The sequence below is a fragment of the Candidatus Binatia bacterium genome, assembly GCA_023150935.1.
GTDB lineage: Bacteria > Desulfobacterota > Binatia > HRBIN30 > HRBIN30 > JAKLJW01.
In genome coordinates this window covers 1-6,899 of sequence record JAKLJW010000078.1, presented here as the reverse complement: position 1 = coordinate 6,899, position 6,899 = coordinate 1, and the positions used below count along the sequence as shown (strand labels likewise).

The 6,899-nt window shown below is 66.6% G+C and carries 9 protein-coding genes; 7 read left to right on the top strand and 2 right to left on the bottom strand.

Annotated features, from left to right (window positions below; all coding sequences use genetic code 11):
- The first annotated feature begins 353 nt into the window (after positions 1 to 353).
- From L6Q96_22740 to L6Q96_22730, 3 genes are all read left to right on the top strand, one after another.
- Complete coding sequence (locus tag L6Q96_22740; GenBank protein ID MCK6557368.1) at positions 354 to 656, top strand: rubrerythrin; 303 nt, start codon at positions 354 to 356, stop codon at positions 654 to 656.
- A 215-nt stretch (positions 657 to 871) separates the two neighbouring features.
- A complete protein-coding gene (locus tag L6Q96_22735; GenBank protein MCK6557367.1) occupies positions 872 to 1,891 on the top strand; it encodes an iron ABC transporter permease in 1,020 nt (339 codons plus the stop codon).
- Complete coding sequence (locus L6Q96_22730; GenBank protein MCK6557366.1) at positions 1,888 to 2,706, top strand: heme ABC transporter ATP-binding protein; 819 nt, start codon at positions 1,888 to 1,890, stop codon at positions 2,704 to 2,706. The genes L6Q96_22735 and L6Q96_22730 overlap by 4 nt, the downstream gene beginning before the upstream one ends.
- A gap of 17 nt (positions 2,707 to 2,723) precedes the next feature.
- Here L6Q96_22730 and mazG read toward each other — a convergent pair whose 3' ends face one another.
- Positions 2,724 to 3,506, bottom strand: coding sequence for a nucleoside triphosphate pyrophosphohydrolase (mazG, locus tag L6Q96_22725; protein ID MCK6557365.1), 783 nt, complete (start codon positions 3,504 to 3,506; stop codon positions 2,724 to 2,726).
- A 219-nt stretch (positions 3,507 to 3,725) separates the two neighbouring features.
- Here mazG and grxC point away from each other — a divergent pair, with 219 nt between their 5' ends.
- Positions 3,726 to 3,980, top strand: a complete 255-nt coding sequence (gene grxC, locus L6Q96_22720; GenBank protein ID MCK6557364.1) for a glutaredoxin 3 — start codon at positions 3,726 to 3,728, stop codon at positions 3,978 to 3,980.
- 28 nt (positions 3,981 to 4,008) lie between these two features.
- On the opposite strand, the gene L6Q96_22715 is transcribed toward grxC, so the two are convergent.
- Positions 4,009 to 4,248, bottom strand: a complete 240-nt coding sequence (locus tag L6Q96_22715; protein ID MCK6557363.1) for a hypothetical protein — start codon at positions 4,246 to 4,248, stop codon at positions 4,009 to 4,011.
- A gap of 267 nt (positions 4,249 to 4,515) precedes the next feature.
- Here L6Q96_22715 and rfbA point away from each other — a divergent pair, with 267 nt between their 5' ends.
- The 3 genes from rfbA to L6Q96_22700 all read left to right on the top strand — a co-directional run bounded on the left by rfbA (position 4,516) and on the right by L6Q96_22700 (position 6,742).
- The gene (rfbA, locus tag L6Q96_22710) at positions 4,516 to 5,394 is read left to right on the top strand and encodes a glucose-1-phosphate thymidylyltransferase RfbA (protein ID MCK6557362.1); all 879 of its coding nucleotides are present in this window, start codon (positions 4,516 to 4,518) and stop codon (positions 5,392 to 5,394) included.
- 5 nt (positions 5,395 to 5,399) lie between these two features.
- Positions 5,400 to 5,954 (top strand): dTDP-4-dehydrorhamnose 3,5-epimerase, encoded by a 555-nt coding sequence (gene rfbC, locus L6Q96_22705; GenBank protein ID MCK6557361.1) that lies wholly within the window; start codon positions 5,400 to 5,402, stop codon positions 5,952 to 5,954.
- Positions 5,955 to 6,151: 197 nt separating this feature from the next.
- Positions 6,152 to 6,742, top strand: coding sequence for a Uma2 family endonuclease (locus L6Q96_22700; protein ID MCK6557360.1), 591 nt, complete (start codon positions 6,152 to 6,154; stop codon positions 6,740 to 6,742).
- Positions 6,743 to 6,899 lie beyond the last annotated feature (157 nt).

The following is a 6,899-nucleotide window of genomic DNA, read 5'->3' as shown; positions in this document are numbered from 1 at the left end:
GCGCCCCTCGATACGGAGCCCGGGGGAAGGGCTCCTACTCGGGGCGAACGGGCTGGTTGTTCGCTTTGGGTTGCGGGTGGTAGCCCGCGCTGTTGTATTACTATACGCACTACTACCGCCGAAAGTCTGCGCGCGGCGCGACGATTTCCGTGGTTTGCGGGGGCCGGCGGCGCGCCAGGTTAGGACTGGAAGATCGTGGCCGGAAAGGGGGAAGCCCGCGCGTGCCGGTGGGGCTCGACCTCTTGCCGGCGAAAATGGCAGAACGGCGGCAACCGGGGATTCGGAGGTCGACTCGGGACTGATATAGGGTTCGGCTTATCGGCGTTGCCTGCACAAGAACAAGGAGGATAGCCATGCCGGATTTCGGATCGTCTTTCTCGGGGTTGGCGCACGGCCGGAAGCTGACAGACGCGGAACTCGTCAGAGCCATTCGGTTCATGATCGCCGCGGAGTACGAGGCGGTTCAGATGTACATGCAACTTGCGGAGTCGACCGAGAACCGGCTCGCCATCGAGGTTCTCAAAGACATCGCCGATGAAGAAAGAGTTCATGCGGGAGAGTTCCTCCGGCTGCTGCGCGAGTTGGCCCCCGACGAAGCGGAGTTCTATGCCAAAGGCGCCGAGGAAGTAGAAGCGGAGATCAAGAAGACGCGGTAGGTGGTTCTCTACAAACCGCTGCTTCGCGTGGGGGCACTCACGTACTGTACTGTCGCGCGGGCGAGTGGATTATCGCACAGAGATAACGAGCCGAGGTGCGGCACCCGCGATCGACGAGCGGCGTCAGGCGGTCTGTTGGTTAGGTCGGTTGGGTGCCTTCGGGGCCGGTGGCCGAGGCTTGGACTTGGGGCGCCGGACTTGGAAGTATCGGGTCGATGTCTCATCTCACTCCGCGCCGCTTCGTTCTCGTCAACGTAATGTTGCTGGCGTTGTTGGCGGCGACTCTGCTGGGGGCGTCGGCGATCGGCAGCGTCCACATCGACGTTGGGCGGGCGCTGTTCGGTCCGGCGGCCGACAACGTGGACCGGGTCATCCTGTTCGATACGCGGGTGCCGCGGGTCTTGCTTGCGGCCGTGGTCGGTGCGGCACTGGCTACCGCGGGTGCGGCTTTGCAGGGCCTGTTGCGTAACCCGCTGGCGGAGCCGCACCTGATCGGTGTGTCCGGCGGCGCGGCTCTGGGCGCCGTGGCCGCGATCGTCCTGGGCGGACGCGGCGTATACGGCGCCACCGCCGTCGTCCCGCTGGCGGCGGCCGCCGGTGCGCTGGTATCGGTGGCGATCATCTACCGGCTGGCCGTTGTCGACGGGCGTCTGCAACCCTACGTGCTGCTGCTCGCCGGCGTGGTGTACAACGCCTTCGCGGGCGCGTTGATCATGTTCGCCAACTCGGTTGCCGACGTCTACGCGGCACAGGGCCTGCTGTTCTGGTTGATGGGCAGTCTGGCGACGCAGAGTTACGGGTTGGTCGCCGTCATCGGGCTGTATGCGGGCGGCGGGGCCGCATGGCTTCTGGGTCAGGCCCGCGCCCTCAATCTGCTCGCCCTCGGCGAAGAGGGAGCGCTCCATCTCGGTGTCGATGTCCACCGGGCCCGCCGCTCGGTCTTTGTGGCCGCCGCGCTGCTGGTCGGCGCCGTGGTCTCCGTGACCGGCATGATCGGTTTCGTGGGTCTGATTGTTCCGCACGTGATGCGGCTCCTTCTGGGCGCCGATCACCGGTTGTTGATGCCGGCATCGCTGCTGGCCGGTGCGATCTTCCTGGTGTGGGCCGACACGGCGGCGCGGACCGTGCTGGGGGTCGTCGAGTTGCCCGTGGGGGTGATTACGGCGCTCTGCGGGGGACCGTTCTTCGTCTATCTGCTCAAGCGCGAAGGGCGAAAGGTGTTCGGATCACCATGACCGTGCTTGCCGCCGTGGCGGTGAACTTCGCGTACGGGCGCCGCCGGGTCATCGACAACGTGTCGCTCGACGCGGCGGCCGGCGAAGCCGTGGGCATCATCGGCCCGAACGGATCCGGCAAGTCGACGCTCCTGCGTCTGCTTAGCGGCGTTATTGACCCCGCCACCGGCCGGGTCGATGTGCGAGGCCGGCCGATCGGCGCGTACACGCGCGCCGAACTGGCCCGGATCGTTGCCGTCGTGCCGCAGGAGACGGCGATCGAGTTGCCGTTTTCGGTCACCGAAGTCGTGCTCATGGGTCGTGCCCCCCACCTCGGCAGGTTCGCGTTCGAAAACCCCCGCGATCTCGCCGTCGCCCGGTCGGCGATGGCCCGCACCGGCGTGCTCGATCTTGCCGACCGATCGGTTCTCGAATTGAGCGGCGGCGAACGCCAGCGCGTGGTGCTCGCGCGCGCCCTGGCGCAGGAGGCGCCGATCCTGCTGCTCGACGAGCCGGCGGCTTTTCTCGACATCCGGCACGAAGTCGAGATCTACGACCTGCTGCGCAACCTGCAGAGCGAGGGTACGACCGTGGTCACGGTGCTGCACGACCTGAACCTCGCGGCCTTGTACTGCGACCGGGTGATCCTGCTCGACGACGGCCGCATCGCCGCCGCCGGTCCGCCCGCAGACGTGATCACTTACGCCAACATCACGCGCGTGTACGGCACCGAGGTGTACGTCGACGTCAACACGGTCACCGGAGCGGTCAACGTCTTGCCGCTGAGCCGCAAGTACCGTGAGGTCCTCGCGAAAGCGCAGCGGCCGCCGGCGTAGGCCTTGCCGCGCCCGCTCTATTCGACCCGCTTCGCTTCCTCCCACAGGGCGTTCAGCTCGTCGGGCGTGGCGTCATGGACGGTACGCTGCCGGGCGGCAAGGCGCGCTTCGATGTAGCGAAAGCGGCGAATGAACCGATCGCTGGCCCCGTGCAGAGCGTCCTCGGCGTGAACGCGGAGATGCCGGCCGACTGAGGTCAGCGCGAAGAGCACGTCGCCCAGTTCGGCTTCGGCTTCGGTGGCGTTGCCGGCGGCGATGGCCGCGTCGAGTTCGTCGAGTTCCTCGCGGACCTTTCCCATGACTTCGCGCGTACCGTCCCAATCGAAGCCCACGTGCGAAGCCTTCTCGCCGAGCCGGTGCGCCCGCAGCAGCGACGGCAGCGAGCGCGGCACCCCCGCGACGGTGGAGCGATCCGACTTCTTCTCGCGTTCCTCCGCCTTGATGCGGGCCCAGTTGCGCAGGACTTCGCTGGCATCCTGCACTTCGACATCGCCGAAGACATGCGGATGGCGCCGCACCATCTTCTCGCAGATGCCGCGCACGACGTCCTCGATGGTGAAACGCCCGGCCTCGCGCGCCATTTCGGCGTGAAAGACGATCTGCAGGAGTAGATCGCCGAGCTCGGCACAGAGCTCGATGGCGTCGTCCTGCTCGATCGCTTCGGCGACCTCGTACGCCTCCTCGATGAGATAGGGCTTGATGCTGGCGCTGGTCTGCTCGCGGTCCCACGGACATCCGCCGGGGGCCCGCAGGCGCTCCATGATGCGCACGAGTTCTTCGAATCGTTCGCCGGCCGTCATGCGGCACTCGCTAGCCCGCTTCGCTCGCAAATGGAACACCGTCGAGCAAGCAGGCCCGGCCAGGGGTTCGCGCGGCCCTGTCCGCCCGGCTCCCGGCGGTGCCGGGCGTGCGGGCATTCCCCGCGCATTCGCAAGGGTATCGACCGGCGCGACTGCCCCCGCCTTGCCTCGACGCGGGCTGCTGGTTACGAGCCTTGGGACGGAGGTGGGCTCGACCGCATGGCGAAAGTAGTGGTGTACACGACCGAATACTGCCCTTACTGTGTGCGCGCCAAGGCGCTCCTCGAGCGCAAAGGAGTGGCGTTCGAAGAGATCGACGTCGGTAACGACGAGGCGTTGCGCGAACACATGGTCAGGACCTCAGGGCGGCGCACCGTGCCGCAAGTCTTCATCGACGGCAATCCCGTCGGCGGCTACGACGAACTGGCTCAGCTCGATCGCGAAGGGGAACTCGACAAACTGCTCGCCGCGTGAACTCGCCGGCGGCCGGGTCGATCCACTGCTATTGCAGCAGCCGGCCGCTGAGTTCGTCGCGCATCAGGGTCATGAACGCAGCCATGGTCTGCAACATGGCGCGCGGCCACGGCCCACCTTCGGTGAGGGCCGACAGCGACATGAGCACGGCGCAGCGGAACACCGACTCCGCCAGCTCGTGTTCGAGGGCATCGTCGAGAATCGCGCCGCTGGTTTCGATATCGGCCGTCACACCTTCGTCCGCTCCGCAGATAAACAACCGCCCCATCGTCCCTCCTCGCGATTACGGTCCGTTCGACTCGAACGCCGTGGCAAGGCCCGTGCCATGCCGCGGCGACCAATCCCGGCGCGTGCCCGGCCGAGGGGTGTGCGATCTCCGTTGCGGCTCGCCGGGGCGCCCGTGCTCCGGCTGAGCACCCAATGTCTTCGCTCGCATCCGAGCTGCCGGTTGTGCTCTATTGCCGGGTGGCTCCGGGTGAGTACGGACGAGGAAGAGAGGGGGGCGACCGATCCGGAAAGGAAGGTTTGAGGTTATATGCTGCGCAAGGGCATCATTCTGGCCGGCGGTTCGGGGACGCGCCTGTATCCGCTGACGCGTGCCGTCAGCAAGCAGCTCGTGCCGATCTACGACAAGCCGATGGTGTACTATCCGCTGTCCACCCTCATGCTGGCGGGAATTCGCGACGTGCTGGTGATCACCACGCGGCACGAGCAGGACGGCTTCCGGCGCCTGCTCGGCGACGGAGGCGAGCTGGGGCTGCGGATCGCCTACGCCGAGCAGGCGCGGCCGGAAGGCATCGCGCAATCGTTCCTCATCGGGCGCGAGTTCATCGGCGAGGCGGCGGTGGCGCTGGCGCTCGGCGACAACATCTTCTACGGCCACGGTCTGCCCGATTACCTGCGCAGCGCGGCGAATCGGGCCAGTGGCGCCACGGTGTTCGGCTACTGGGTGCGCGACCCGGAACGTTATGGAGTCGTGGAGTTCGACGGCGGCGGCCGCGCCATCAGTCTTGAGGAGAAACCCCCGCAGCCGCGCTCGTCATGGGCGGTCACCGGCCTGTACTTCTACGACCATCGCGTCGTCGACATCGCCGCAGGGTTGGCGCCCTCGGCGCGCGGCGAACTGGAGATCACCGACGTCAATCTGGCCTACCTGCGCACCGGTGCCCTGCACGTCGAGAAGCTGGGTCGGGGCATTGCGTGGCTCGACACCGGGACCCATGAGGCGTTGCTGCAGGCGTCGACTTTCATTCAGGCCATCGAAGAGCGGCAGGGCTTGAAGGTGGCGTGCATCGAGGAGATCGCCTATCGCATGGGCTACATCTCCGCTGCCGACGTGCGACGCCTGGCCGCGCCGATGGAGAAGAGCGGCTACGGGCAGTATCTGCTGCGTGTCCTCGATCAGGAGTTCTGAGACCGATGAAATTCATTCCCACGGCGTTACCCGAGGTCATCGTCGTCGAGCCCGACGTTTTCCGCGATCCGCGCGGTTTCTTCCTGGAGACCTACCATGCGCAGAAGTACCGCGACGGTGGCATCGCCGCGACTTTTGTGCAGGACAACCACTCGCGTTCGGTGCGTGGCACGCTGCGCGGACTGCACGCGCAGATCGGCAGCCCGCAGGGCAAACTGGTGCGCGTGCTGCAAGGCGAGGTATACGACGTTGCCGTCGACGTACGGCGCGGTTCGCCGACGTTCGGTCGCTGGGTGGCGGTGACGCTGTCAGCCGAGAACTTTCGTCAGTGTTACATTCCGGTGGGGTTCGTACACGGCTTTTGCGTGACCAGCGAAGTCGCCGAGGTCGAGTACAAGGTCACCAACCTCTACGACCCGGCAAGCGAGATCACGGTAATCTGGAACGATCCCGCCATCGGGATCCCGTGGCCGATCGCCGAGCCTGTCCTGTCGGTCAAAGACGCGCGCGGTCTGCCGCTCGCCGAGCTGAACGACCGGTTGCCAGTCTACTGCGGCTGAGGCGCCGGTAACTGCGTTCGTCGGGCGCAGGTGGCACTGCCGCGCTTCCCCGCGGCGGCGGTGCTCGCGGCGCGCCAGGATGTGTTCGCCGCGAGAACGACCTGGTGCGCATCACCCGGCGGCCGAAATTTCACGCCCTGTGGCACAGAAGCTGCACCGAACGCTCCGCAACGTTGTTGCCGTGTCCGGGGTGAGGTATGGCTGGAGTCATGATCGAGGCGACGGACCGTCGCTACACGGTCGACGAATACTTTGGCCTCGTCAGCACCGGTGTGCTGCACCCCGACGACAGGGTCGAGCTGTTGGAGGGGGTGATTGTTGCCATGGCGCCACAGAATCCCGCCCATGCGTCGGCGCTGGGGCGCGTCAGTGAGGCACTCCGTTCGGTGGTGGGGACAGGCGCGGTGTTACGGGTGCAGTCGCCGCTCCTGGTGGGGCAATGGTCAGCTACAGAGCCGGACGTTGCCGTGGTTCCGGGCCGGTTCGGCGACTACGACCGCAAGCATCCAACGTCCGCGTTGCTCGTGGTGGAGATCGCCTACACGTCGCTTCCACAGGACCGCCTGACCAAGGCACGTACATATGCCGCCGCGGGCATTCCCGAGTACTGGATCGTCAACCTGCGCGATGACTGCGTCGAGGTGCACACGGGGCCGGACGTAACACGCGCCGTCTACGCAGGCCATCGAGTCGCCGGCCGCGGCGAGCTGCTCGCGGTGACGGCGTTCCCTGACGTGCCGGTGGCTGTCGACGACCTGCTGCCGGACGAGTTCCCGGGCGGCGCGTGAACCGCCTGCTGTCAGACGACAGGCGGTTCACGCCGTCGGGACGTTCGCCCGCCCCAGCCCCCCCCGTCTTCTCCTCCGCCCCTTAGTATTGATGGGCACAATTACGGCGACGTATTCCGTACGACGCTTCCCGTTCGCCCCGAGTAGCCCCGTTTTC